At 39.6% G+C, this 25527-nt stretch carries 24 protein-coding genes; 22 read left to right on the forward strand and 2 right to left on the reverse strand.

All coding sequences use genetic code 11. From position 1 onward, the window contains the following. Positions 1-19: 19 nt before the first annotated feature. Positions 20-1705, reverse strand: coding sequence for an ABC-ATPase domain-containing protein (locus ACYQ35_RS07460; protein ID WP_459831813.1), 1686 nt, complete (start codon positions 1703-1705; stop codon positions 20-22). Positions 1706-1862: 157 nt separating this feature from the next. On the opposite strand from ACYQ35_RS07460, the gene ACYQ35_RS07465 reads away from it, so the two are divergent. From ACYQ35_RS07465 to ACYQ35_RS07570, 22 genes are all read left to right on the forward strand, one after another. Next, positions 1863-3089, forward strand: a complete 1227-nt coding sequence (locus tag ACYQ35_RS07465) for an AraC family transcriptional regulator (protein WP_009460952.1) — start codon at positions 1863-1865, stop codon at positions 3087-3089. Between the two features lie 198 nt (positions 3090-3287). Next, positions 3288-4394, forward strand: a complete 1107-nt coding sequence (locus tag ACYQ35_RS07470) for a putative NPN-dependent ornithine cyclodeaminase (protein WP_459831816.1) — start codon at positions 3288-3290, stop codon at positions 4392-4394. Between the two features lie 31 nt (positions 4395-4425). Next, complete coding sequence (locus ACYQ35_RS07475; protein WP_009460956.1) at positions 4426-5307, forward strand: DMT family transporter; 882 nt, start codon at positions 4426-4428, stop codon at positions 5305-5307. A 143-nt stretch (positions 5308-5450) separates the two neighbouring features. Continuing rightward, positions 5451-5861, forward strand: a complete 411-nt coding sequence (locus ACYQ35_RS07480; RefSeq protein ID WP_009460958.1) for a DUF3842 family protein — start codon at positions 5451-5453, stop codon at positions 5859-5861. A gap of 199 nt (positions 5862-6060) precedes the next feature. Further along, positions 6061-7668, forward strand: a complete 1608-nt coding sequence (locus ACYQ35_RS07485) for an ABC transporter substrate-binding protein (protein ID WP_009460960.1) — start codon at positions 6061-6063, stop codon at positions 7666-7668. Positions 7669-7684: 16 nt separating this feature from the next. Beyond that, positions 7685-8668: an ABC transporter permease gene (locus tag ACYQ35_RS07490; protein WP_459831823.1), complete on the forward strand. Its 984-nt coding sequence runs from the start codon at positions 7685-7687 to the stop codon at positions 8666-8668. Next, on the forward strand, positions 8661-9494 hold the full coding sequence (locus ACYQ35_RS07495) for an ABC transporter permease (protein ID WP_459831826.1): 834 nt from the start codon (positions 8661-8663) through the stop codon (positions 9492-9494). Before ACYQ35_RS07490 ends, ACYQ35_RS07495 begins: the two co-directional genes overlap by 8 nt. A gap of 11 nt (positions 9495-9505) precedes the next feature. Next, entirely contained in the window at positions 9506-10426 is a 921-nt protein-coding gene (locus ACYQ35_RS07500) for an ABC transporter ATP-binding protein (RefSeq protein ID WP_459831829.1), read from the forward strand. Then, the gene (locus ACYQ35_RS07505) at positions 10416-11030 is read left to right on the forward strand and encodes an ABC transporter ATP-binding protein (protein WP_009460972.1); all 615 of its coding nucleotides are present in this window, start codon (positions 10416-10418) and stop codon (positions 11028-11030) included. Before ACYQ35_RS07500 ends, ACYQ35_RS07505 begins: the two co-directional genes overlap by 11 nt. Before the next feature lie 6 nt (positions 11031-11036). After that, positions 11037-11789 carry a nickel pincer cofactor biosynthesis protein LarB gene (gene larB / locus ACYQ35_RS07510; protein WP_009460973.1) on the forward strand — a complete coding sequence of 251 codons (753 nt, stop codon included), beginning with the start codon at positions 11037-11039 and terminating at the stop codon, positions 11787-11789. Continuing rightward, on the forward strand, positions 11782-13068 hold the full coding sequence (larC, locus tag ACYQ35_RS07515; RefSeq protein ID WP_009460974.1) for a nickel pincer cofactor biosynthesis protein LarC: 1287 nt from the start codon (positions 11782-11784) through the stop codon (positions 13066-13068). Before larB ends, larC begins: the two co-directional genes overlap by 8 nt. Next, positions 13069-13896 (forward strand): ATP-dependent sacrificial sulfur transferase LarE, encoded by an 828-nt coding sequence (larE, locus tag ACYQ35_RS07520; RefSeq protein WP_009460976.1) that lies wholly within the window; start codon positions 13069-13071, stop codon positions 13894-13896. A gap of 87 nt (positions 13897-13983) precedes the next feature. After that, entirely contained in the window at positions 13984-14736 is a 753-nt protein-coding gene (locus ACYQ35_RS07525) for a class I SAM-dependent methyltransferase (RefSeq protein ID WP_009460977.1), read from the forward strand. 18 nt (positions 14737-14754) lie between these two features. Next, positions 14755-15450 carry a VanR-ABDEGLN family response regulator transcription factor gene (vanR, locus tag ACYQ35_RS07530; protein ID WP_009460979.1) on the forward strand — a complete coding sequence of 232 codons (696 nt, stop codon included), beginning with the start codon at positions 14755-14757 and terminating at the stop codon, positions 15448-15450. After that, positions 15443-16525 carry a sensor histidine kinase gene (locus tag ACYQ35_RS07535; RefSeq protein ID WP_459831844.1) on the forward strand — a complete coding sequence of 361 codons (1083 nt, stop codon included), beginning with the start codon at positions 15443-15445 and terminating at the stop codon, positions 16523-16525. Before vanR ends, ACYQ35_RS07535 begins: the two co-directional genes overlap by 8 nt. A 132-nt stretch (positions 16526-16657) precedes the next feature. Next, complete coding sequence (gene vanG, locus ACYQ35_RS07540) at positions 16658-17674, forward strand: D-alanine--D-serine ligase VanG (protein ID WP_459831849.1); 1017 nt, start codon at positions 16658-16660, stop codon at positions 17672-17674. After that, the gene (locus tag ACYQ35_RS07545) at positions 17671-18405 is read left to right on the forward strand and encodes a M15 family metallopeptidase (RefSeq protein WP_459831853.1); all 735 of its coding nucleotides are present in this window, start codon (positions 17671-17673) and stop codon (positions 18403-18405) included. Before vanG ends, ACYQ35_RS07545 begins: the two co-directional genes overlap by 4 nt. 17 nt (positions 18406-18422) lie before the next feature. Beyond that, complete coding sequence (locus tag ACYQ35_RS07550) at positions 18423-19412, forward strand: acyltransferase (protein ID WP_459831856.1); 990 nt, start codon at positions 18423-18425, stop codon at positions 19410-19412. Continuing rightward, a complete protein-coding gene (gene vanT / locus ACYQ35_RS07555; RefSeq protein ID WP_009460986.1) occupies positions 19409-20518 on the forward strand; it encodes a serine racemase VanT catalytic subunit in 1110 nt (369 codons plus the stop codon). Before ACYQ35_RS07550 ends, vanT begins: the two co-directional genes overlap by 4 nt. A gap of 61 nt (positions 20519-20579) precedes the next feature. Continuing rightward, entirely contained in the window at positions 20580-21386 is an 807-nt protein-coding gene (locus ACYQ35_RS07560) for a Cof-type HAD-IIB family hydrolase (protein ID WP_009460987.1), read from the forward strand. A 107-nt stretch (positions 21387-21493) separates the two neighbouring features. Further along, a complete protein-coding gene (locus ACYQ35_RS07565; protein ID WP_459831863.1) occupies positions 21494-23287 on the forward strand; it encodes an ABC-F family ATP-binding cassette domain-containing protein in 1794 nt (597 codons plus the stop codon). Next, on the forward strand, positions 23288-25312 hold the full coding sequence (locus ACYQ35_RS07570; RefSeq protein WP_459831866.1) for a HelD family protein: 2025 nt from the start codon (positions 23288-23290) through the stop codon (positions 25310-25312). Positions 25313-25339: 27 nt separating this feature from the next. Here ACYQ35_RS07570 and ACYQ35_RS07575 read toward each other — a convergent pair. After that, the coding region (locus ACYQ35_RS07575) for a hypothetical protein (protein WP_459831869.1) at positions 25340-25527 on the reverse strand (188 nt) is incomplete at its 5' end.

Raw genomic sequence — 25527 nt, forward strand, 5'->3', positions numbered from 1 at the left:
TTTTGCAACAGCCCCTTTTCTATAATTCTCTATACCGGTTAAAGCAGGCATAGATTTCCTGCGGACGGGGGAGAGCAAGTCCTAATGAAATATAAGAAGAGTCAAAAATAGAAGACAATCCTTTTGTTTCAATTTGTTTGGTGAGGGCAGAGACAATTTCCTGCACCGTCTTTTTACTTCCACTGTAATGTAAAAGGGCGTATTTTAATAAGTAAGCAAGGCAGGCGGTTTGTTCGGCGTCTGCCAATTGTTCCACGTAGCGTAAGTCCACAGTCTGCCTGTCAATTTGGAAAGAGTCTTTCCCGTGGAATTTTAGTTTGATCCGGTCATTTGGCCGGTAATTTGGTTTTGCGGCAAAAAGAGTTCTCTGAAAATCAGGTGTTTTATAATTTGGCGCAAAAAGAGAAGGGGCAGTTGTTTTTTTACACTTTTCCTTTACTTTGTCGGTAATTTCTTTCGTGTGATAGCAGTCCATCTGCAAAACGGTGTCTGCCGTATAAAAATAAGAACCTGAACTTCCTGCAACAAGGATAGTGGAAATGCCGGACTGTCTGTACAAATCTGTTACACGTTCTAAAAATGGTGTGATCGGCTCTTTATCTCTCGTCACAATACTCTGCATTAACTCGTCGCGAACCATAAAGTTTGTGGCAGAAGTGTCTTCATCAATAAGGAAAAGTTTGCTGCCACTCTCCATAGCTTCAATAACATTGGCAGACTGAGAGGTGCTTCCGCTGGCATTTTCCGTAGAAAAATGCTGCGTATCTTTTTGGTTTGGAAGGTCGTTGATGAAAAGAGAAATATCCGTATTTTTTATACAGCGACCGTCTTCTGCGCGAAGTTTTACTGCCGTGTCATCAGTGATGACATATTCGCGACCATCTCTGATAATATGATTATACACTCCCGATTCGATAGCATTTAATAATGTAGATTTTCCGTGATAACCGCCGCCGACAATAAGAGTGATTCCTTTTTTTAATCCCATACCTTTTATTTTTCTTTGGCGCGGAAGAGAGAGTTCCACGAGAAGAGAGGAAGGGCTTTTAAAAGGAATGGCATTTTTCATCGGTCTGTCAGAAATACCGGATTCTCTCGGAAGAATAGAACCGTCTGCAATAAAGCAGATTAAATTATTTTCATTTAACTGTTCGCGGACAGCAGTCTGATCTTCAGCGAGATGAATGACAGACAGGACATTATCTGCATTTAATTTTTTATAATAAAAGATAGATTCGATACATTTTGGAAGGAAATCGAAAAGAATTTTTTCCAGTTCGGTTGCGTTTATTGTTCTTCCGTTGGCGGGAAATCCAATTTCAAGGCGGACAATGATTTCCTTATCTGCAAATTCGCAGGCAGTTCTCTCTAAAATTTTCTGCCCGCAAAGGCTCGTGGAAATAAGACCGCTTTTTCCAGAGCCTTTTGCCTTAAAACTAAACGATGAAATCTTCTTTGCGAAAAGGCGCAGCAAATAGTCCTGTAACGCAATTCGTTTGTCATAACGGTCAAAGTATTCCCGGGGAAATCCCGCAAGTTTGTGAGGAATACGGACACTCACAGCAGATGGGGAGGCGAAGGGATCGCCCTGTACGTGGTCGATGGATAAAGTATAATTTTTGAAATCGTAAACGCCTTTTAGTGATTTATAGGCAGGATACCTTTTGCGATGAATGGATTCTAACTGTTTTTGTAATTTGTACATTATTACACTCCTTTGATTTGTATATAAAATTCATTTATTTATAGTATAAAGAAAAAACAAAAAGAAAACAAGGGCAGGTCTTATTTGACAGAGAGTGAGAATATGTTTATTATGTATAAGTAACTATGTAATTGAGTTGTTTGAGAGGAGTCAGGAAATGGGATTTATTCCAATTCAGAGTCTCTATACCTCGGATAATATGAATAACTGTATATGTAATTTTGAAGTGGAAGTTTTTGAGAAAGTTACGGAGCCGTTAATTCACCCCATGTCAAGGTTGTGGCTGGTAAATGAAGGGGTAGGGAAAATTCTGATAAACAGCAAAGAATATATTATAACGAAAGGGAGCCTTGTATCCGTATTACCGTGGCAGATTACAGAGATTGTGGAAGTAAAAAAACCACTTCAGTTTTATGTAGTACAATACCACTTTGAACGAATCAATGAGTTGGTAAAAACATTTTTTAATCCGGATAATGTGCAGTTATCTTTTTCGCAGGTTCTCAGAAAGGCACCGGTAATTACGTTCGGAGAAGAAAAATATAAAGAAATACAAAACATGTTTCATCAGATAGGAAATGAAATAAGATATGTAAACGAAGATGAAAAAGAAACGGGAGAGGAAATATTCAGCAACGTATATATTATTAATAAATTGATTGAGATTTTAGTTTCTTTTGTTAGGAGCAACAGGAGAGTTCCCAGGGAGACTTCGATAGATGCAAGTGAAATTTTGCAGTTTATGTATGCGCATTTGAATGAAAAGATTACGATTTCTATGTTGTCGCAAAAATTTTATATGAGTGAATCTGCAATTCGTTCTTATATTAAAAACACGACAGGATTGTCTTTTTTTGATTTGCTAAATGAAATGCGGGTAGGTAAAATGATTAATTATCTGCTCTATACAAATTTAACTGTAGGGGAACTGGCAGAGATTTTAGGATTTACGGACGATTCGCATATGTGTAAAGTATTTAAAGCGCGAATGGGAATAAAGACAAAAGAGTTTCGCAATACATATCAGGTCATCGGAGACAGGTGTCACATTGTAGATAGAAGAGAGTTTTATGAAATTGTGGAATACATTTATCGAAATCATACGGAAGATTTACAATTGCAGGCGGTCAGCGAGCAGTTTAAAATGTCTCCGAAGGAATTAAATCGTGTATTGTCTTATCAAGTGGAAATGAGTTTTAACGAATTTTTGAATTTTATCCGTGTAAACCATGCTGCACAGTTGCTGCTCGACAGTGATAAGAGTGTGCTGACAATTGCGCTGGAGGTGGGATACAAGACGGAGAAGACATTGTCACGGAATTTTCTACAAATAAAAGGAAGAACGGCAGGGGAATTTCGCAGGAAAGTAAAATTGGAAAAGTGAATAAGAAAAAATATGTTGAAAAATCACAAAAACAGAGTCAAAAAACAACGGTTTTGTGATTTTTTTGCATAAAAAACAACGTAAAATACAGAAATAACGTAATAAATTGTCTGATGAGGGTGTGTCAGATGTGTTAAATTATTATCATAAGTATTTATAAACTCATAAATAATGTATATAACTAAGGAGGTAAGTATTATGTCAAATTTTGAAATGCCTAAGTATCATCACCCGGACTTTACACAGGAAATGTTCGTAAACGCACCGGACGCTAAATACGAAGCGGCAGAAAAGGACGGGGTAGTGCCTGAATATTATCACAGCACATCTATGTATCCTGAATACTTTAAAATCAATGGAGAATGGAAACTTGCGGAGGAAAGCCGTATGGATTCATGTGTAATTCTCTGTGATGATGGACATCTTGCAGTTGTTGAAGCGAGAAATATTAAAAAAGGTGACAAAGTACTTCTTGGAAGAACAGAAAGATGCGAAGAAGGTGTATATATGCACTGTCACGGATTTGAAGAGGCTGGAGAAAAATTAGATGACCAGTTCGTATTCCGTCAGGGAAGAAGCCGTGAGACATCATATGCACGTGACTATGACAAATTATTTGAATTGTTAAAACATGAAAAAGAAAACGGCGGAAAGATTGTATGGGTAATGGGACCTGCTTTCGCTTTCGATGCTAACGCAAGAGCAGCAATGCAGGCACTTGTTGAAAACGGATATGCACATGGTCTTTTAGCAGGTAATGCTTTGGCAACACATGATTTGGAAGGTGCATTATTACATACAGCCCTTGGCCAGGACATCTACACACAGCAGTCACAGCCAAACGGACATTACAATCACTTAGACGTATTGAATAAAGTAAGAAGAAGCGGTTCTATTCCACAGTTCATGAAAGATTATGATTTGAACGACGGTATTATCTGCAGTTGTGTAAATAACAACGTGCCAATCGTACTTGCAGGTTCTATCCGTGATGACGGACCACTTCCGGAAGTATATGGAAACGTTTATGAAGCAGCAAATGCAATGAGAGGTATTGTTAAAGAAGCAACAACAGTTATCTGTCTTGCAACAATGTTACATACAATCGCTGTTGGTAACATGACTCCTTCTTTCCGTGTATTAAAAGACGGAACAATTCGTCCGGTATATCTTTACACAGTTGACGCAGACGAATTCGTTGTAAACAAACTTTTAGACAGAGGAAGTTTGGCAGCAACAACTATGGTAACTAATGTTCAGGACTTCATTACACGTGTTGCAAAAGGACTTGGCGTAATGGAATAGTTCTTCACGGTAAATGAATGGAGAAAAATTTATGAAGAAGAATAGCATGTTTGGTAAATTAGCTCTCTTGTTCGTAGCGATTGCATGGGGAAGTTCCATGGTTGTTATCAAAGGTTCTACGGACACGTTGCCGGCGGGAACACTTCTTGCCTGTCGTTTTACGGTTGCAGGTGTGATTTTAGCGTTGGCAAATTTCAACAAGTTAAAACAAATTGATAAAGATTATTTAAAGAGTGGTATTTTCATTGGTGTATGTCTGTTTATGGCATATTTCACACAGACAATCGGTGTTATGCTTGAGATGCCTGGAAAGAGTCATTTCCTTTCATCTGCATACTGCGTATTTGTACCATTTCTTGGTTGGTTAATCTTAAAAGAAAAACCAAAGATTTATCATGTTATTGCAGCGACAATGTGTGCGGTCGGTATTATTTTAGTATCTGTAGCAGGAAACTTCAGTATCAGTTACGGTGACAGTATTTCTATCATCAGTTCTGTATTCTGGGCAGCACAGATTATTGCCATTGCAAAATGGGGCAAAGATAAAGACCCTGGATTAATTACAATGCTTCAGTTTGTTGTATGTGCCGTTTTAGCTTGGGTATTTACATTGACAATGGAGAATCCGGGAGCAATCGAATGGAATATGGGAGCAGTTGGTGGAGTGTTATATCTTGGTATTGTTTGTTCAGGAATCTGTTTCTTATTACAGACAATTGCACAGAAGACAGAAAACCCAACAAGTGTTTCAATTATCTTAAGTTTTGAAAATATTTTCGGACTTGTATTTGGAGCAATTTTCTTTAATGAAAAATTCACACCACGTTCAATCATGGGATTTGTATTAATTTTTGCTGCTATTATTATAGCGGAAACAGAATTATCATTCTTAAAGAAGAAAAAAGCGAAATAAAGTTATTTGTTTAAACTCCATATAACTATATAATAAAGCGTCGGCGGTTGTTTGACCGCCGATACTTTATGAAAAGATTGCCAGTGTCCCCGATATTCTGCTATACTATACAAGATAAGAAAATAAAGAAATGAGGAGCAGAAATGAAAGTACTAATTATAGATGCACAGGGCGGTGGCATGGGGAAACAACTTGTGTCAGCGATTAAGCAGGAATTTCCTGCAGCAGAGATAACGGCAGTGGGAACGAATTCCATGGCAACATCGAATATGCTGAAAGCGGGAGCAGACCATGCGGCAACAGGCGAGAATGCAGTTGTGGTAGGCTGCAGAAGAGCAGAGATAATTATAGGACCGGTTGGAATAGCAATTGCTGATTCTATGTACGGTGAAATCACTTCAAAGATGGCAGAAGCTGTTGGTCAAAGTGAGGCAAGAAAGTTATTGATTCCGATGAACCATTGTAACAACATTATTGTCGGAGTTGGAAACACATCGATGAGTTTTTTAATTGCATCGGTGGTAGAAGAATTAATTGAATATTCAAATTGCTAGAAAGCAATATCATATGAGAAGTATATAACCGGAAAAGACAGCATGAAGCGTAAACGAGATACAGAAGTATTTCACAAATGAGACGGTGGAATACGGAATAATCATATTGATACACAAGAATAAGAAAATGTCAGAAGGCGTAGGAATATCCAGAAGGGTAGTTCGTATGCTTTTTTTCATTTAGAAGAGAGGAAAAAATATGAAGAAAAAATTTATGAGTTTATTGTGCGTGACAGCGATGTTTGCGATGGCTGTTTCCGGTTGTGGCGGAGAGAACGGGAAGAAAGATAGTTCCACAAAAAAAGAGGACGGAATTAAGGCATATGTAGGAACAACACTATTTGAAGGAAGTCTGGACCCGATTAAAGGTGCGTTACCACACGGATATCCGTTTATTAACAACGCATTATTGAGAGTGGACAGTAATTCAAAGTATGTGGGAGATTTGGCAAAGAGTTGGGAGATAAGTCAGGATTCCTTAACATATACTTTCCATTTGAACGAAGATATAAAATTTAGTGACGGAAGTGATTTTGATGCGGAAGATGTTGTATTTACATATGAGACAGTGCAAAAAAATCAGGCGGATAATGAGTATGTAGATTTGACACGTCTTGCTTCGGTAAAAGAAATAGATAAAAATACGGTTGAATTTAAGTTAAAAGAAGCGTACTCACCGTTTTTAGATACAACGGCACTTCTCCAGATTGTGCCTTCAGATGCTTATGACAGTAAAGCGTTTGATACAAAACCAATTGGAACGGGAGCGTACAAGGTTGCGCAATATGACGCAGATCAGCAGATTATCTTGGAGGCAAACGAAAATTATTTTGGAAAAGAACCGGAAATTAAGAAAGTGACTATTGTAAATATGGATACAGATGCTGCTTTTGCGGCTGCAAAAGCGGGAGAACTGGACGTTGTTATGGTCGGAACAAACTATTCAAAAGAAAAAATTCCGGGAATGACTTTACAGAAATTAGAGACAATGGACGTTAGAAATGTCAGTCTTCCGGTGCGCAGAGTGACTGAAATGAAAAACTCTGATGGCAAGAAAGTGACAGTTGGAAATAATGTCACTTCCGATCTGGCAGTAAGGAAAGCACTTTCCATCGGAATTGACCGTCAGAAAATTATTGATAATTCTTCTGACGGAATCGGGCTTCCGTCAGTGAACTTTACAGATAACCTTGTTTGGGCGAGTACGGATACTTATCCGGATAAAAAGGTAGACGAGGCGAAAAAACTTTTGGAAGATGCAGGCTGGAAAGTAGGAAAAGACGGTATCCGTGAAAAAGACGGACAGAAATGTACATTTGATTTGTATGCATCGTCAGGGGATACGGACAGATATAATCTTTCTGTGGCGCTTGCGGAAAATGCAAAGGAACTTGGCATTGATATTAAAGTAAAAACGGCAACTTGGGAGGAAATTGTAACATTACAAAACACATCGGCAATTATGTGGGGCTGGGGACAGTATTCTCCAACAGTATTATCTTCTTTATTCCAGTCAGATTTATTCCTGACAGGAGGATACGATAATGTGGTAGGTTACCAGAACCCGGCAGTAGATGCTAAAATTAAGGAAGCGTTATCTGCAAATACGCAGGAGAAAGCAGTTGCCGCATGGAAAGAAGTTCAGAAAATTGCAGATGAAGATTACACAAACTTATTCCTTGTAAATATTCAGCATTGCTACTTTATAAGCGATAAATTGGATATTTCAATAGATACGCAGATTCCACACCCACATGGGCATGGAACACCTATTATCTGCAATATGGCAGATTGGAAAATGAAATAGAACCGGAGAGAGTTTAATGAAAAACGGAAAGAAGTTATTAGGAGAATGTGTGAGAATGGTGCTGCTTTTGATGGCAGTCAGTATTGTGGCGTTTTTACTGATTACAAAAGCACCTATTGATCCTCTGGTCTCCTATGTAGGTACAAATTCAACATTGTCGGAGGAGGCAAAAGAAGAAATCGCTGAGGAATGGGGGTTGAATGATCCCCTTCCTGAGAGGTTTGCCACTTGGGTAAAGCACGCTGTTCATGGCGATTTGGGAATGTCCATCACATATAAAAAACCGGTCATTGAGGTGATTAAGACAAGATTTTCGTATTCGATCGTACTGATGATGCTGGCATGGGCATTGTCCGGTATCATTGGCTTTATACTGGGTATTGTCTGTGGAATGCGCCAGGGAGGAATTATGGACAGAATTGTAAAAACATTTTGTCTTGTAATTAAATCAGCGCCGGTGTTTTGGATTGGACTGCTTATTTTAACAATATTTGCGGTACAGTTGGGCTGGTTTCCAATCGGAATGGCAGTTCCGGCGGGAAAATTGGCGTCAGAGGTGACACTCGGCGACCGCATTTACCATTTGATTTTGCCGGTATTGACACTTACGATTGTAAGTATAAGTGAAGTCGTTTTATATACAAGGCAGAAAGTAATAGAAATTATGAACAGTGATTTTATTCTGTATGCGAGAGCAAGAGGGGAAAATGGCAGACAACTTGTCAAACGCCACGTTCTGCGCAATGTTGCCCTTCCGGCGATTACGGTTCAGTTCGCCTCTTTCAATGAATTATTTGGAGGTATGGCGCTTGCGGAGACTGTGTTCGCATATCCGGGCATAGGAAATGCGACAACGGCGGCAGCGATGAATGCAGACGTACCGCTTCTTCTGGGAATAGCAATTTTCAGTGCATTATTTGTATTTACCGGAAATTTAATTGCTAATCTGTTATATGGCGTTTTTGACCCTAGAATCAGAGAGGGGGAGAAACGTGGATAAGAAGAAATTTTGGAACAGAAGAGTTATGGTTGCCATATTGGTGGCCATTGCAGTTATTTATTTGGCAGGAATTTTCTTTTGGGGCATCTTTATGGACCCGTCCTGTTATGACACAAATTATGCGGATAAATTTATGGCACCGGGATTAAAACATTTGTTTGGCACGGATTTTGTGGGAAGAGATATGTTTTATAGATGTATTAAAGGTCTGTCAAACAGTTTGATTATCGGTATTTTAGCCTCCGTCGTCAGTTCGGTTATCGCTTTAGTTGCAGGAATAGCCTCTGCGGTATTTGGCGGCTGGGTAGACAAATTTGTCAACTGGTGCGTAGATTTATGTATGGGGCTGCCCCATCTTGTGCTTTTAATGCTAATTTCGTTTATGATGGGAAAAGGAGTGAAGGGGGTAACGGTTGCCGTCGCCCTGACGCATTGGCCTTCGCTGACAAGAATCGTCCGCTCGGAAGTTATGCAGATTCGCTCTGCACAGTATGTACAGGCGGCATATAAAATGGGAAAATCAAAAACACAGGTGGCAGTACAGCACATTTTACCTCATGTGCTTCCGGCATACTTAATCGGATTGGTTTTACTTTTCCCACACGCAATTATGCATGAAGCGTCCATCACATTTCTCGGTTTTGGAATGCCTGCGGAAATGCCTGCAATAGGGGTGATTTTATCTGAGGCAATGAACCATATTGCAACGGGGAAATGGTGGCTTGCGTTGTTCCCGGGCTTAATGCTTTTAATTGCAGTTATTTTATTCGATGTTATCGGAGAGAATTTGAAGAAACTTTGGAATCCGGGAAGTGGAAATGAGTAGGGAGAAGAGAAATGAAAGAAAAAAGTGTTTTAACGGTAGATGACCTTGTCGTGTCATTTAGCATGTATAAAGGATTTTTCCATAAAGAAAATCTGGAAGTTGTACATTCTCTTTCTCTGGACGTAAATCGGGGAGAGATTGTCGCCGTGGTGGGCTCAAGCGGTTCGGGAAAAAGTCTTCTCGCACATGCCATTATGGGACTGCTTCCAAATAATGCGAATATCAGTGGAAAGATTTCCTATAATGGAGAAGAACTTACACAAAAAAGAAGAAAAGAACTTCTTGGAAGAAAGATGATGTTTATCCCTCAGTCCGTTGATTATTTGGACCCTGTGATGAAGGTGGGGAAACAGGTTACGGGCGTCTATTCTACAAAACAAAGACAGGAAGAAATGTTTGAAAAATACAAATTATCAAAAGACGTAGAGGAAATGTATCCGTTTCAACTTTCCGGCGGAATGGCGAGAAGAGTGCTTGTTTCTTCAGCGGTTATGGAGTCTCCTGAATTAATTATTGCAGACGAACCTACACCGGGACTTAGCGTTGATATGGCTATGGATACGCTGAGACATTTTAGGGAGATTGCAGATAATGGAGCGGGAGTACTTTTGATAACTCACGATATTGATTTAGCATTTCATGTGGCGGACAGAATTGCCGTGTTCTATGCGGGAACAATTGTGGAGTCAGCGCCAACGGAAGATTTCCTTGCCGGTGCAGAAAAACTCCGTCACCCTTACAGCAAAGCCTTTATTTCAGCGTTGCCGCAAAATGAATTTCAGGCAATAGACGGTGTGCAGCCTTATGCGGCTAACCTGCCGGAAGGCTGTCTGTTTGCAGACCGCTGTCCGAATGTGACGAAGAAGTGCTGCGGTGAAATTCCGATGAGAAAGCTGAGAGGCGGAAAGGTTAGGTGTGTTCATGCAACTTAGTGCGGAAAATATAAGTTTTCGATATACGGATAAATCTTCATGGATTCTAAAGGACGTAAACCTGAAAATAGAAACAGGGGAAAGAGTAGGGATTGTAGGTCCGTCAGGATACGGAAAGAGTACACTTGCGAAAATTCTTGCAGGATATAACCGTGCGGATTCCGGACAGGTTTTGCTCGACGGGAAACCTTTGCAGGCAAAAGGTTTCTGTCCGGTGCAGATGATTTACCAACACCCCGAGTTAGCGGTAAATCCGAGATGGAAAATGGAGAAGACATTAAATGAATGCTGGAATCCCGATGAGAAAATATTGGAGCGTTTTGGAATTGAAAAAGACTGGCTGACAAGATGGCCGCGGGAACTGTCGGGAGGAGAACTGCAGCGATTTTGCATTGTGCGTCTATTAAGTCCCGAAACAAAATTTCTTATTTGTGATGAAATTACAACGATGCTAGATGTTATTTCACAGGCGCAGATTTGGAATGTTTTATTGCAGATGGCAGAAGAACGCAATTATGGAATGCTGATTGTCACACATAATATGGATCTGGCAAAAAGAGTTTGTACAAGAATAGTTGACTTAAGTGAAATAAATCGGAGGTAGGCAGATATGGATACAAAGAAAATATTGGAACAGGTGAAGAATGGCGCAATGTCTGTGGAGGAAGCGGAAGAATTTTTCCGCAGACAACCGTTTGAAGATTTAGGATATGCAAAGTTGGATACACATAGAAAACTACGCTCCGGTTGCGCAGAAGTTGTATTTTGCAGCGGAAAGGCGGACGAGCATCTTTTAAGTATTTATGAACGGCTTTATGCAGAAGAAGGAGAAGTACTTGGAACGAGGGCGTCAAAAGAACAGGCGGAACTTGTGCAGTCAAAACTTCCTGAAGTAGAGTACGATGCGCTGTCCCGCATTTTGAAGATTGAGAAGAAGGAAAAAGAATATGTCGGAAAGATTGTTGTCTGTACAGCGGGAACGGCAGATATTCCCGTTGCGGAGGAAGCGGCACAGACAGCGGAGTTTTTCGGAAATCATGTAGAAAGAATATATGATGTGGGGGTAAGCGGACTTCACCGCCTTCTTTCCAGAGTAGAGACAATTCAGAGTGCAAATTGCGTGATTACAGTAGCGGGAATGGAGGGAGCATTAGCGAGTGTTATCGGAGGACTTGTAGATAAACCGGTAATTGCAGTGCCTACTTCTGTCGGATATGGTGCAAGCATGAATGGAATATCAGCATTGCTAACAATGATTAATTCCTGTGCGAATGGAATTGCTACGGTAAATATTGATAACGGATATGGTGCAGGTTACATAGCATCACAGATTAATAAACTGGGGGTACATGAACATGAGTAAACAGAAATTATATTTGGAGTGTTATGCCGGAATAAGCGGAGACATGACGGTGGCTGCTCTTTTAGATTTGGGCGCAGATCAAGATGTATTAAATGAAACTTTAAACAGCCTTTCAATCAGCGGACAGTTTCAGACGAAAATCAGCAGAGTATCGAAGTCGGGGCTGGACGCCTGTGACTTTGACGTGGTGCTGGAGCGGGAAAATCATGATCATGACATGCATTATTTACACGGTCATGACCATCATCATGAACATACACATGACCACGACCATCATCACGAGCATACACATGAACATGGTCACGACCATCATCATGAACACCGTGGTCTGATTGAAATTCAGGGAATTATCCGTTGCAGCAGAATGACGGAACGGGCAAAAGAACTTGCGGAAAAGATTTTTGATATTCTTGCAAATGCAGAGGCGAAAGCGCATGGAAAACCGAAGACAGAAGTACATTTCCATGAAGTGGGCGCAGTGGATTCTATAGTGGATATTGCTGCCGTTGCCATCTGCCTTGATAATTTAGGAATAGAGGACGTAATTATCCCTACGCTTTACGAGGGAAGCGGAACAGTTCGGTGCCAGCACGGGGTTCTTCCGATTCCTGTTCCTGCCGTTGCAAATATTGTCAATGCAGAAAACCTTACACTGCGCATTACAGAGACGGAAGGGGAATTTGTCACTCCTACGGGGGCGGCTATTGCGGCGGCGATTAGAACGGAGGAGAAGTTACCGGAAAATTTCCGTATTTTGAAAACAGGTATCGGTGCGGGAAAAAGAAATTATGAGAGACCGAGTATTCTTCGCGCAATGCTTATTGAGGAGCAGGCAAATCAAGATGTCGAAAAAGATGAAATTATAAAACTGGAAAGTAATATTGATGACTGCACGGGAGAGGCGCTTGGTTATACGATGGAAAAACTTATGGAGGCAGGAGCAAGAGACGTACATTATTTCCCTGTTTTTATGAAAAAGAACCGTCCCGGTTATCAGTTAAACGTAATCTGTAAAGAAAATCAGATTTCGCAGTTACAGAAAATTATTTTTGAAGAAACAACAAGTATCGGTATCCGCATTCAGCGCATGGAGAGAAGTGTTTTACCGAGAAGAATTGAAACCCGTGATACATCAATGGGAGAAGTGCAGATTAAGATTTGCAGTCTTCCAACAGGGGAAAGAATTTACCCGGAGCATGATAGCATTGCAAGAATCTGCAAAGAAAGCGGAAAATCATGGCAGGAAGTGTATCGTAAGATTATTGAGGAGTGCCAATAAATGAAAAGTTATGAAGAAAAAAAGAAACAGTTGTTTGAGAAAATAAATTCTCTTGCTAAAGAAGATATTGTACTTGCCTTTTCGGGAGGGGTGGACAGCAGTCTGCTGTTAAAGATTTGTTGTGACTCCTCGAAAAACTACGGAACAACAGTTTACGCCATTACCGTACATACGGAACTACACCCTATGAAAGATGTAGAAATTGCCACGAAGGTAGCAAAAGAAGCGGGAGCAAAGCATTTAGTTGTATATATAGATGAACTTCAGGACGCGGGAATCGAATATAATCCGATAGACAGGTGTTATCGCTGTAAAAGTTTACTCTTCGGCAAATTGAAGGAGAAAGCGAAAGAACTTGGAGTAAAAAACGTTGTGGAGGGAACAAATGAAGATGATCTTCATGTATATCGCCCGGGTATCCGTGCTTTGAGAGAATTGAACATTATCAGTCCTTTGGCGGAGAGCGGTTTCACTAAGGCTGAAGTAAGGAAACTGGCGGCAGAGTATGGTATATCTGTTGCGAACAGACCGTCCACACCATGTATGGCAACCCGATTTCCTTATGGTGCAAAGTTGGATTATGAGAGAATGCATCAGGTGGAAGAAGGAGAGGAATGGCTTAAAACACTTGGATTTTATAATGTGAGAATCCGTGTGCATGGTGAGATAGCCAGAATTGAAGTAGATGAAAAAGATATGCCGTTACTTTTGAATAATAGAGTGAAAGTGATTGAAAAGTTGAAAGCATTTGGATATGACTATGTTACAGTGGATTTGGAAGGATTCCGCTCGGGAAGTATGGATATTCATGTAACGGAAAAAAATTAGAGAAGAGGCTCTGTATAAATATTTTATTTGTGCAGAGTCTTTTCATGTGTTATTCTTAAAAAAGAGAATGTTTAGGAGGGCGAGAAAATGAGTGAAGGCTATCAGAAAATCAATGCGGAATCGGTAGACAGATGGTGCGCGGAAGGCTGGGAATGGGGTGAGCCTATTACACATGAAACATTTAAAAAGGCAGAAAGAGGGGAATGGGGAGTATATCTGACGCCAACAAAGTATGTGCCGCACGAATGGTTTGGAGAATTAAAAGATAAGAACATATTGGGGCTGGCAAGCGGAGGCGGGCAGCAGATTCCTGTTTTCTCCGCTTTGGGAGCAAAGTGTACTCTCTTGGATTACTCTCATACACAGTGTGAAAGCGAGCGAATGGTGGCAGAGAGAGAGGGATACGAGGTAAAAATCATAGAAGGTGATATGACGAAACCTCTTCCGTTTTCAGATGAAACATTTGATTTGATTTTTCACCCGGTGTCAAATTGCTATGTGGAGGAAGTGAAACCTATTTTTAAAGAATGTTACAGAGTGTTAAAAAAAGGTGGTATTCTTCTGTGTGGATTGGATAATGGAATGAATTACATTTTTGATGAGACGGAGACAAAATTGCAGCATAAATTGCCGTTTAATCCGATGAAAGATAAGAAAATCTATGAGTATTCCATTAAAAATGACTGGGGAATACAGTTTTCACATACGCTGGAGGAGCAGATTGGCGGGCAGTTGGAGGCGGGATTTATTTTGACAAATATCTACGAGGATACAAACGGAGAAGGAAATTTACACGAGTATAATGTGCCGACTTTCTTTGCGACGAGGGCAATAAAATAAAATCAGGGGATAATACAGATGAAGAAACAGATTTTAATTGTAGATGACGAGAAAGAGATAGCTGACTTATTGGAAGTCTACTTACAAAACGATGGTTTTGAAGTACATAAATATTATACAGGAAAGGAAGCGATGGACTGTATTCGGACGACCAGACTGGACTTAGCCATTTTAGATATTATGCTCCCGGATATAGACGGATTTACCATCTGTCAGAAGATTCGTGAGAAATATTTTTATCCGGTCATCATGCTGACGGCGAAGGTGGAAGATGCAGATAAGATTTTAGGGTTGACTTTAGGGGCGGACGATTATATTCTAAAACCTTTTAATCCGTTGGAAGTGCTTGCAAGAGTGAAGACACAGTTGAGAAGATATACAAAATACAATCAGGTAGAAACGGTTGTGGAAGAAAAAGAAGAACATGATATCAAAGGATTGGTGATTAATAAGACAACCCACGAATGTACACTGTTTGGGGAAAAGATAGAATTGACGCCCATTGAATTTTCCATTCTCTGGTATCTGTGTGAGAATAGAGGTAAGGTTGTTTCTTCCGAAGAACTGTTTGAACAGGTGTGGGGAGAAAAATACTATGACAGCAACAACACGGTAATGGCGCACATCGGAAGATTGAGGGAGAAACTGCATGAGCCGCCGAGAAAACCCAAATTTGTAAAAACAGTGTGGGGAGTGGGGTATAAAGTTGAATAAAGAAGTTAAGAAAATTTATCATAAACATATATTGAAACTAATTGCTGCAATTTTGATTTGTCCGTGTATAGTTTTACTTGCATACGGACTTGGAAAGATAATTTTAGGACAGTTTATATGGTATGAAGATGATTTCATCTATGTCCTTGGAAAATGGATTGAGTCCAAAATGGTAATGTTCACTACTTTGGCTACAATTTTTGGAGGGTTTTGCGTAGGAGTTTTTTTTGTGAGAAAACCCTTCGTATATTTGTCGGAGGTACTGCAGGCGACAGGAGGATTATATCAAAACAGGGAAGAATTGATTAAATTTCCGCCTGTATTAAAAGATGCAGAAAATCAGTTAAATCATATTCGCATTACAATGGAGCGAAATGTGAGAGCGGCAAAAGAGGCAGAACAGAGGAAAAATGATTTGATTGTATATCTGGCCCACGATTTAAAAACACCTCTTACGTCCGTCATTGGATACTTAACTTTGCTGGAAGATGAACCGCAGATTTCTGAAGAATTGAGACAAAAATATTTGCAGATAGCGCTGACAAAGTCAGAGCATCTGGAAGATTTGATCAATGAATTTTTTGAGATTACCCGATTTAATCTTTCCAATCTGACTTTAGAAGTGAGTTCAGTCAATCTGACACGAATGTTGGAGCAGATTACTTATGAATTTAAACCATTACTGACAGAAAAGCAGTTGTCATTCCGGTTACAGATGCCGAAAGATTATATGATGAAATGTGATGTCGGCAAAATGCAGAGAGTATTTGATAATCTGTTTAGAAATGCAGTTAATTATAGTTTTCCGGGCGGAGAAATTGTGGTGACCGTGACTGAGAAAGAAAATCGGATACATATTGCCTGTGAGAATCAGGGGAATACCATTCCAAAAGAAAAATTGGCCAGAATATTTGAACAGTTTTATCGTTTAGATACGGCGAGAGGAACGGGAACGGGCGGTGCAGGGCTTGGACTTGCCATTGCGAAAGAAATCGTAGAACTGCACCACGGTACAATTCAGGCTTACAGTGAAGATGAACGTATACGATTTGAGATAGAACTTCCCGTTTTGTAAGAAAATCATAAGAAATTGAAGAGAAAATCGTATAAAAGCAGTATAGAAAAAGAGATAAAAAGCATTTTTGCTTTTGATAGAATGACGCTATCAAAGGTAAAAATGCTTTTTTGTTGTGAAAGGAGAAGGAAAATGAAAAAAATAGCTGTTATATTTGGAGGTTGTTCGACAGAATATGAGGTATCGCTTCAATCGGCGTATGCGGTGCTAACCCATTTGGATAGAGAAAAATATGAAATAATTTCTATAGGGATAACGAGAGAAGGAAAATGGTTTCGTTATTATGGAAAAGAGAAATATATATCAGAAGATACATGGCAGGAAAAGGAATGCAATCCTGCATGGATATTGCCGGACAGAGTGGAACAAGGAATTTTGGAGTGTACAAAGGAGGGCAATCGTCTGGTAAAAGTTGATGCAGTATTCCCTGTTTTGCATGGGAAAAACGGGGAGGACGGGACAATCCAAGGGTTGATTGAGTTGGCAGGACTTCCGGTTATCGGCTGTGGGACATTGTCTTCGTCACTCTGTATGGACAAGGATAAGGCGCACCGGTTAGTAGAAAAAGAGGGAATCGCTGTTCCGAAGGCGGTCGTGTTAAGAAAAGGAGAAAAAGCAGGCGCATTAGTTTATCCGGTATTTGTAAAGCCTGTCAGGGCAGGCTCATCTTTTGGTATCACAAAAGTGGACAGAGAAGAGGAGTTGGAAAAAGCGGTGGAGTTGGCGTTTGCCCATGATGACGAAGTTATTATAGAAGAAAATATAGAAGGATTTGAAGTGGGGTGCGCGGTACTTGGCAACGATAAACTTATTGTGGGGAGAGTAGATGAAATAGAACTTTCCGATGGATTTTTTGACTTTAAAGAAAAATACACTTTGCAAAATTCAAAGATTCACATGCCGGCAAGAATTGACGGAGAAATAGAAGAAAAAATAAAAGAAACTGCAAAGAAAATTTATCGCACACTGTCATGCAAAGGATTTGCGAGAGTGGATATGTTTTTAACACCGGATAAGCGGATTGTGTTTAATGAGGTGAATACCATTCCGGGATTTACTTCTCACAGCAGATATCCAAATATGATGAAGGGAATAGATATGCTGTTTGAAGATGTTTTGGATAACTTGATTTCTTTAGAGGTGAAATGATGAAGAAAATAATCATGAAAAAAGAAGACGTACATAGAGGAACGCTTGTGTTAGTGAACAGAGATTATCCTCTAAGAGTAGAGCGGGAGAGACGTTTGTGTCAGATAAATACAAATTATCCGGAGGTGGTTTTAGAGAAGGAAGCGTCTGTCACACTCAAAAAACTGCTGGAAGAAATATGTGGGGAAAATGAAATTGCTCTTGTAAGCGGTTACCGTTCTAAAAAAGAGCAGGAAAGAATTTATCAAACTTCTCTCTGGGAAAACGGTGGAGAATTTACGAGAAAATACGTGGCAATACCAAACCACAGTGAACACCAGACAGGATTTGCTATTGATGTCGGAGAGAAAAGAGAAGAGATAGATTTTATCTGCCCGGCGTTTTCAAATGAAGGAGCGGGGAAAAAGTTTCGCGCACAGTCATATCAATATGGCTTTATAGAGCGGTATACGAAGGAAAAAGAAGAAATCACGAAGATTGCAGCGGAGGAGTGGCACTTTCGATATGTGGGCTATCCTCACTCCATGATTATAAAAGAACGGGGGCTGTGTCTGGAGGAGTATATTGAGTTATTAAAAGATTATCCGTATGGTCAAAAGGGCTTTCCTATTTGGCTGCCGACAAACAGATTGAAATTTTCTATATCAGGGCAGAAGAGGAAACGGTTATTTTATTGCCGGAGAATAGCCTGTATAAAATTTCGGGAAATAATGTGGACGGATTTATCCTGACATTGTGGAGGTAGAAGATGAGAAATGAGTACAGAGGGATTGACTATTTTCGTTTTGTATCTGCAATACTTGTCATAACTATTCATACATCACCGCTTCTTTCTTATCAGCCTTACGCTGATTTTATTCTGACAAGAATTATAGCGAGGGTTGCCGTTCCCTTCTTTTTGATGACTACAGGATTTTTCCTGTTTAAAAATTTGGAAACTACACTTGAGAAAATGAAAGTGTTTACAAAGAAAATGGCTGTTCTTTACGGTATTTCCATAGTGATTTATTTACCGGTCAACTGGTATATGGGAGATTTACATGGAAAGGGGTTAGGAAAGAGAATTGTAGAAGATATATTTTTTCAGGGGACAATGTACCACCTATGGTATTTTCCGGCAACGATTTTAGGAGTATGGGTAGTGTACTTTCTATTAAAACGGCTAGGGAAAAGGAGAATGTTTTTTGTAGGAGGAGTATTGTACGTCATCGGACTTTTCGGTGATAGTTATTACGGTTTGACAGAGGGGATACCGCTATTGAAAAATATGTATCAGTTTATCTTTTCTCTTTTTGGATATACGAGAAATGGTTTGTTTTATGTCCCTGTCTTTATTATGTTAGGGGCGTGGCTGTCAGAAGAAAAAACTGTAAAAAAATGGAAGATAGTGACTGGAATGGCAGTTTCTCTTGGGGGAATGATTGCGGAGGGTGTGATATTACATACATTTGATATGCAAAGACACGACAGTATGTATATTTTACTTCTTCCGTGTATGGTATGTCTTTTTCAACTCTTACTTTTTTGGAAAGGAAAAAGAAACAGACATCTTGGGAAAGTTGCTTTGTGCATTTATGTGATACACCCGCTTGTGATTATCGGAGTGAGGGGAGTGGCAAAGGTGTTGCATTTAGAAAACCTTTTTGTTGAGAATAGTCTTTGTAACTTTCTTATAGTGACATTAGTTTCTGTTGCAGCATCGATATGTATAACATATGGAAAGAAGGAAAAAAGATGAGAGCGTGGCTGGAAATTGACTTGGAAAAAATAAAATGGAACGTGAACTGTCTGCGAAACATGATGCCTTCCGGTTGTGAAATGATGGCGGTAATAAAGGCGAATGCTTATGGTCATGGTGCGGTTCCGGTGGGAAAAATGTTAAATGGAATGGGAATATATTCTTTTGCGGTTGCAACCGTTGACGAGGGGATTGAACTGCGTGAAAATGGAATTATAGGAGACATTTTAATCCTGGGATACACGGATTTAAAAAGAATGGAAGAGGTTGTCCGATATGATCTGATACAGACAATCGTAGACGAAAGATATGGGGAGGAAATGAATAAATGCGGTTTTTCCATACAGGCGGAATTGAAAATAGATTCAGGAATGCATCGTCTTGGCGTTTTGGCAGAGAATATAGAAGAGACGGAGAAAGTTTTCAATCTGCAAAATTTACGGATCAAAGGCATGTTTACACATCTATATGAGTCGGATTCTTTAGAAAAAGAGGCGGTAGAGAAAACAGAAAAGCAGATAGAGAAATTCGACAGGCTGGTGGATAACTTAAAACAAAGAGGAATAGTTATCCCCAAACTACATATACAAAGCAGTTATGGTTTATTGAACTATCCTCAACTACAGTATGATTATGTGAGAATAGGAATTGCCCTGTTTGGAGTGTTGTCTTCAAAGCAGGATAAAACGAAAGTGAAACTTCCATTGCAGCCGGCCTTATCGTTGAAAGCGCTTGTGACTTCTGTCAGAGAAATTAAATCGGGAGAAACAGCGGGATATTCAGGAGCATATCATGCTGAGGCAGACAGGAAAATAGCGGCGGTATCCATTGGCTATGCAGATGGAATTCCCAGAAATCTTTCGGGTACGAATAATAAAGTGATTGTACATGGACAGAAAACTTCCATCATTGGAAAAATCTGTATGGATCAGTTGCTAATAGATGTGACAATGATAAAAGACGTAAGAGCAGGAGATACGGTTACACTTATCGGCAGAGAGGGAGAAGAAGAGGTGTCCGTACTTGACATGGCGGATAAGGCGGGAACGATAGCCAATGAGATCTTTAGCAGACTTGGAAAAAGATTAGAAATGAAAGTTGTATAAGAAATATATATGGGATATAATTAGGTTCATAAATTACAATCATAGAAAAGAAGGCATATATATGGATATAAAATTATTGGCAGTAGATATTGATGAGACAATGGTAAATAGTCATCATAAAATGACCACTGTTACTCAGCAGGCGTTGAAAAAGGCAATGGAACAGGGAATCACCGTGGCTGTTGTGACAGGAAGATGTCTGGAGGGATTACCTGCAAAGTTGAGAACTCTGGAAGGAATCCGTTATGTGATTTCATCTAATGGGGCTAAAATATATGATATGAAAGCCAAGAAAGTATTGTATAGAAAGTTGATTTCAACGAAAAGTGTTTTGGATATATGGAATGTTTGCAAAAACTTTCATGTAGGACTGGCGTTTCACAGCGAGGGAAGGTGCTATGATAACCGTGTTTTACAGATGCTCTATCGCCGTGTGGCATATCATAGGGATTTCAAAACACACAGTCCTATAATCAACTTGGAAAAATGGGTAAAGAATAATAAAAAACCATTGGAGAAACTCCAGATTTTTTCGGGGAATCGGGAGAAGTTGCAGACAATGAATGAACAATTAAGAGAACTTCCCGGTTTGGAGATTGCCTATTCCAGCAGTAATTATATAGAAATTACAGATGAGGAGGCGAATAAGGGGAAGGCGCTAAATTATTTGTGCCACTCTTTGGGCATTCCGTTAGAGCAGGTTATGGCTATTGGAGATAATGCAAATGATTGCTCCATGTTGAAAATTGTGGGTTGTCCGGTTGCTATGGGAAATGCCAATGAAGAAGTGAAAAGAATTGCTAAAATAATTACGAGCAGCCATGATGACAATGGGGTGGCGAAAGTTATAAATGAATATTTGTTATAATGGCACTGTTTGTGAAAGAAGAATCCTGTGTACAGGGTTCTTTTTTGTGTTATAATAAAACTTCCTACAGATAAATAAAAAAGAACAAAAACAGGAGTTAAGTATACATGAACATATTAAATATTGAACATATTAGTAAAATATTTGGAGAGAAAGTTATTTTCGATGATGTTTCCTGTGGAATACAGGAAGGGGAGAAAATCGGTGTAATCGGTATTAACGGGACGGGAAAAACAACGCTTTTAAAACTGATTGCAGGCACGAAAGAAGCGGACGCAGGACAAATTATAAAGCAGAACGGTATACGAATTGCTTATCTGCCTCAATCACCTGCGTTTCCGGAAGATGCGACCGTACTTTCTTATGCAAATGAGGGAATCAGGGAAAACGACTGGACAGCCAAAAGTGAAGTGAAAAGTGCGCTGACAAAATTGGGGATTACGGATTTCGACCAAAAGATAGAACATCTTTCGGGAGGACAGAAGAAGAAAGTTGCTCTGGCAAAGACGCTGACTTCCTCATTTGAAGTACTTTTGCTTGATGAACCTACGAACCATTTGGATAGCGACATGATTGCATGGCTGGAAGACTATTTGCGGAAATATAAGGGAGTTGTCGTTATGGTAACTCACGACAGATATTTTTTGGATAAAGTTACAAATAAGATTTTGGAAATCAGCAGAGGAAAACTGTACGCTTATGAGGCGAATTATTCGCAGTTTTTGGAATTGAAGGCGCAGAGAGAGGAAATGGAACTGGCCTCAGAGAGAAAAAGACAGAGTGTACTTCGTATGGAATTGGAGTGGGCAAAGAGAGGGTGCCGGGCGCGAACAACAAAACAGAAGGCGAGACTGGAACGTTTAGAAGTGTTGAAGGGAAAGAACGCTCCTGTTCAGGAACAGGTTGCCCAGATTGATTCGGTGGAGACACGAATGGGCAAAAAGACAATAGAACTTCGTCATGTCAGCAAAAGTTACGGGGATAAAAAACTGATTGACAATTTCAGTTATATCGCATTGAAAAATCAGAACGTTGGAATTGTAGGCCCAAACGGCTGTGGAAAATCAACTCTTCTTAAAATTATTGCAGGTGTAATCGAAGCAGATGAGGGAGAAGTGGAGGTTGGAGAAACGATTAAAATAGGTTATTTCGCACAGGAAGTACCAAATATGGATACGAAGCAGAAAGTCATTGACTATGTAAAAGATATAGCCGAATATATTCCTACAAGGGAAGGAAAAATTACGGCGTCACAGATGCTGGAGCGTTTCTTATTTACACCGGATATGCAGTATGCACCGATAGAAAAGTTGTCCGGTGGGGAGAAGAAAAGGCTGTATCTTCTCGGCATTTTACAATCTGCGCCGAACGTACTTATTTTCGACGAGGCAAACAACGATATAGATATTCCGACCATGACGATTTTAGAAGACTATCTTAACTCTTTCCAGGGAATTGTTATCACGGTTTCCCACGACAGATATTTTCTTGATAATGTAGTTGACCGCATTTTTGAGTTTGACGGAAATGGACATCTACAACAGTACGAGGGTGGTTACACAGATTATGTTGAGGCAAAAAAGAAGAGAGAGACAGCAGAAACAGAAGATAAAGAGAAGAAAGTGTCTGTAAAAAATGACTGGAAACAGAACCGGGAGAAGAAATTAAAGTTTTCATACAAAGAGCAGAAAGAATATGAGACGATAGATGACGATATTGCAAAACTGGAAGAAGAACTTGAAAATATAGACGATGAAATGATGAAAAATGCAACGAACTCAGCTAAACTTTCTGAACTTACAAAACAGAAAGAAGAGAAAGAAATGTTGCTGGAAGAAAAAATGGAACGCTGGGTGTACTTGAATGATTTGGCAGAAAAAATAAAGGAGCAGAAAAATTAATTGGAAAAGTTAGATGGAACAATTTTTTTAAAAGAAATTACGGAAAAACTAAATACACGAATCAGACAGTTGGAAGAAGGCATCGAAAAAGGGCAGAAAGAAATTGAAAATATGCACACATATTACTGGGAAAATTACACTGAGATGGACGAATACGGATATGAGAATTATGATAATCAGCAGGCTCTTTTTCGTCAGGCAGATGCAAACCATGAAAAGATTCAATTAAAATATCGTTTTGAAAAAATGAAAGATTCTCCGTTTTTTGCAAGAGTGGATTTTCGATATGAAGATGAAGAGGAAGCAGAGGTTTTCTATATCGGAATTGGAAATTTTGCGGAAACCGCGGGGACAATGCCTCTGATTTATGATTGGAGAGCGCCTGTGAGCAGTCTTTTTTATGACTACGATAAGGGGGAGGCGTCATACGAAGCCCCGGCAGGAAGAATGGAAGGAGAAATCTGTTCGAAATGGCAGTATAAAATTAAAAACGGAAAAATGCTGTACGGTTTTGAGAGTGACATGAAGATTGATGATGGTATCTTACAGCAGGAATTGGGAAGTAATGGAGACGTGCAGTTGAAAAACATCGTACGGACAATTCAGAAGGAACAGAATGAAATTATACGAAATACAAGAGATAAAATACTTGTCATTCAGGGAGTTGCGGGGAGCGGGAAGACATCGGTAGCACTGCATCGCATAGCGTATCTTCTCTACCATGACAGGAAAAATCTGCGCTCGGTGAATGTGCTTATTCTCTCTCCGAATGGTGTTTTTGCCGATTATATTTCTCATATTCTTCCTGAACTCAACGAGGAAAACATACAGGAAATGAGTTTTGATTTATTTGCCTATAAAGAATTACAGGAGATTGTTTCGGATTGCGAGGACAGATACCATCAGATCGAGCGTCAACTGCGTGAAGACGACAAAGAACAGGAAGAGAGATACAGAACAAAACAGTCTGCGGAATTTGTTGGTATGGCGGAAGGTTTTTTGGCACAGTTGGAAGATGAACTGATGGATTTCACTGAGGTGGAATTTAAAGGAATGAAACTTACGGAACAGGAAATTATAGATTTATTCTATTATAAGTTTCAGGAAATACCGCTGCTGGCTCGTATGGGAGCGGTGCAGGAATACTTTGTGGACGCATGGGAAACTTTGCGTGGAAGAGATTTATCAGAAGAAGAGAAGGAATGCCTTTCAAGCCGATTTATGAAAATGTATGTCACAAGAGATGTCTATAAAATTTATAATTGGTTATTGGAAGAGATGGGGTATCCGCTTCTTCCGACAGTCCAATATGAAAAAAGACAGTTGCAGTACGAAGATGTATTTCCTATGTTATATTTAAAGTATCGTTTGGAAGGCGGAAAGAAGCATAAGCAGATAAAACATTTGGTTATCGATGAGATGCAGGATTATTCCTATTTGCAGTATGTAATCTTGGACTATTTATTTTCATGTAAGATGACAATTTTGGGAGACAAGCAACAGACTATCGATACGACAGAAAGAGATGTGCTGACATTCCTGCCGAAAATATTGGGAAAAGACATACGAAAAATCGTAATGAATAAAAGTTATCGGAATACAGTGGAGATTGCTCAGTACGCAAATTCCATTACAGCAAATACGGATATGGAACTATTTGAACGTCATGGTAAAGCGGTGGAGGAGCGAAAAACTGATAAAAAGGAAGCGATAGATTTTGTTATCAACAAAATAAAAGAAGTGGGAGAGAAGTACGAAACAATAGCGATTATTACGATGACAGAAAAAGAGGCAGAAGAGTTTTACCGGCAGTTGCAGGAAAGAGGGATTCAGGCTTCATATTTGGACAGAGATAGTATGCACTTTCAAAAGGGAGTCACTGTTACAACATTTTATATGGCGAAAGGTCTGGAGTTTGACTGCGTATTCGGAATTTCTTCAAAATGGAATGAAGAAAAAGGAAAGCAGGGAAAATATATTTGTGCGACGAGAGCGTTACATGAACTTTATATGATGGAAATGTGAAACGGGACGTAGTGAATTTTGAATTCACTACGTCCCGTTTTTAGTTGTTAGGGTAAAGCCCTGTTTGCCATTGTGGAGTTTTTCGCTGATCCGAAAAACGGAACTTTGGAAAACAAATAAACCACCTGCTATGCAGGTGAGATAGAGGTGCTTCAGCTTACAGTAAAAAACCTCCAGTGTTATAATTAATGCAAGATTCGCCAACCGCATTAATA

The sequence above is a fragment of the Faecalimonas hominis genome (genome assembly GCF_054660755.1).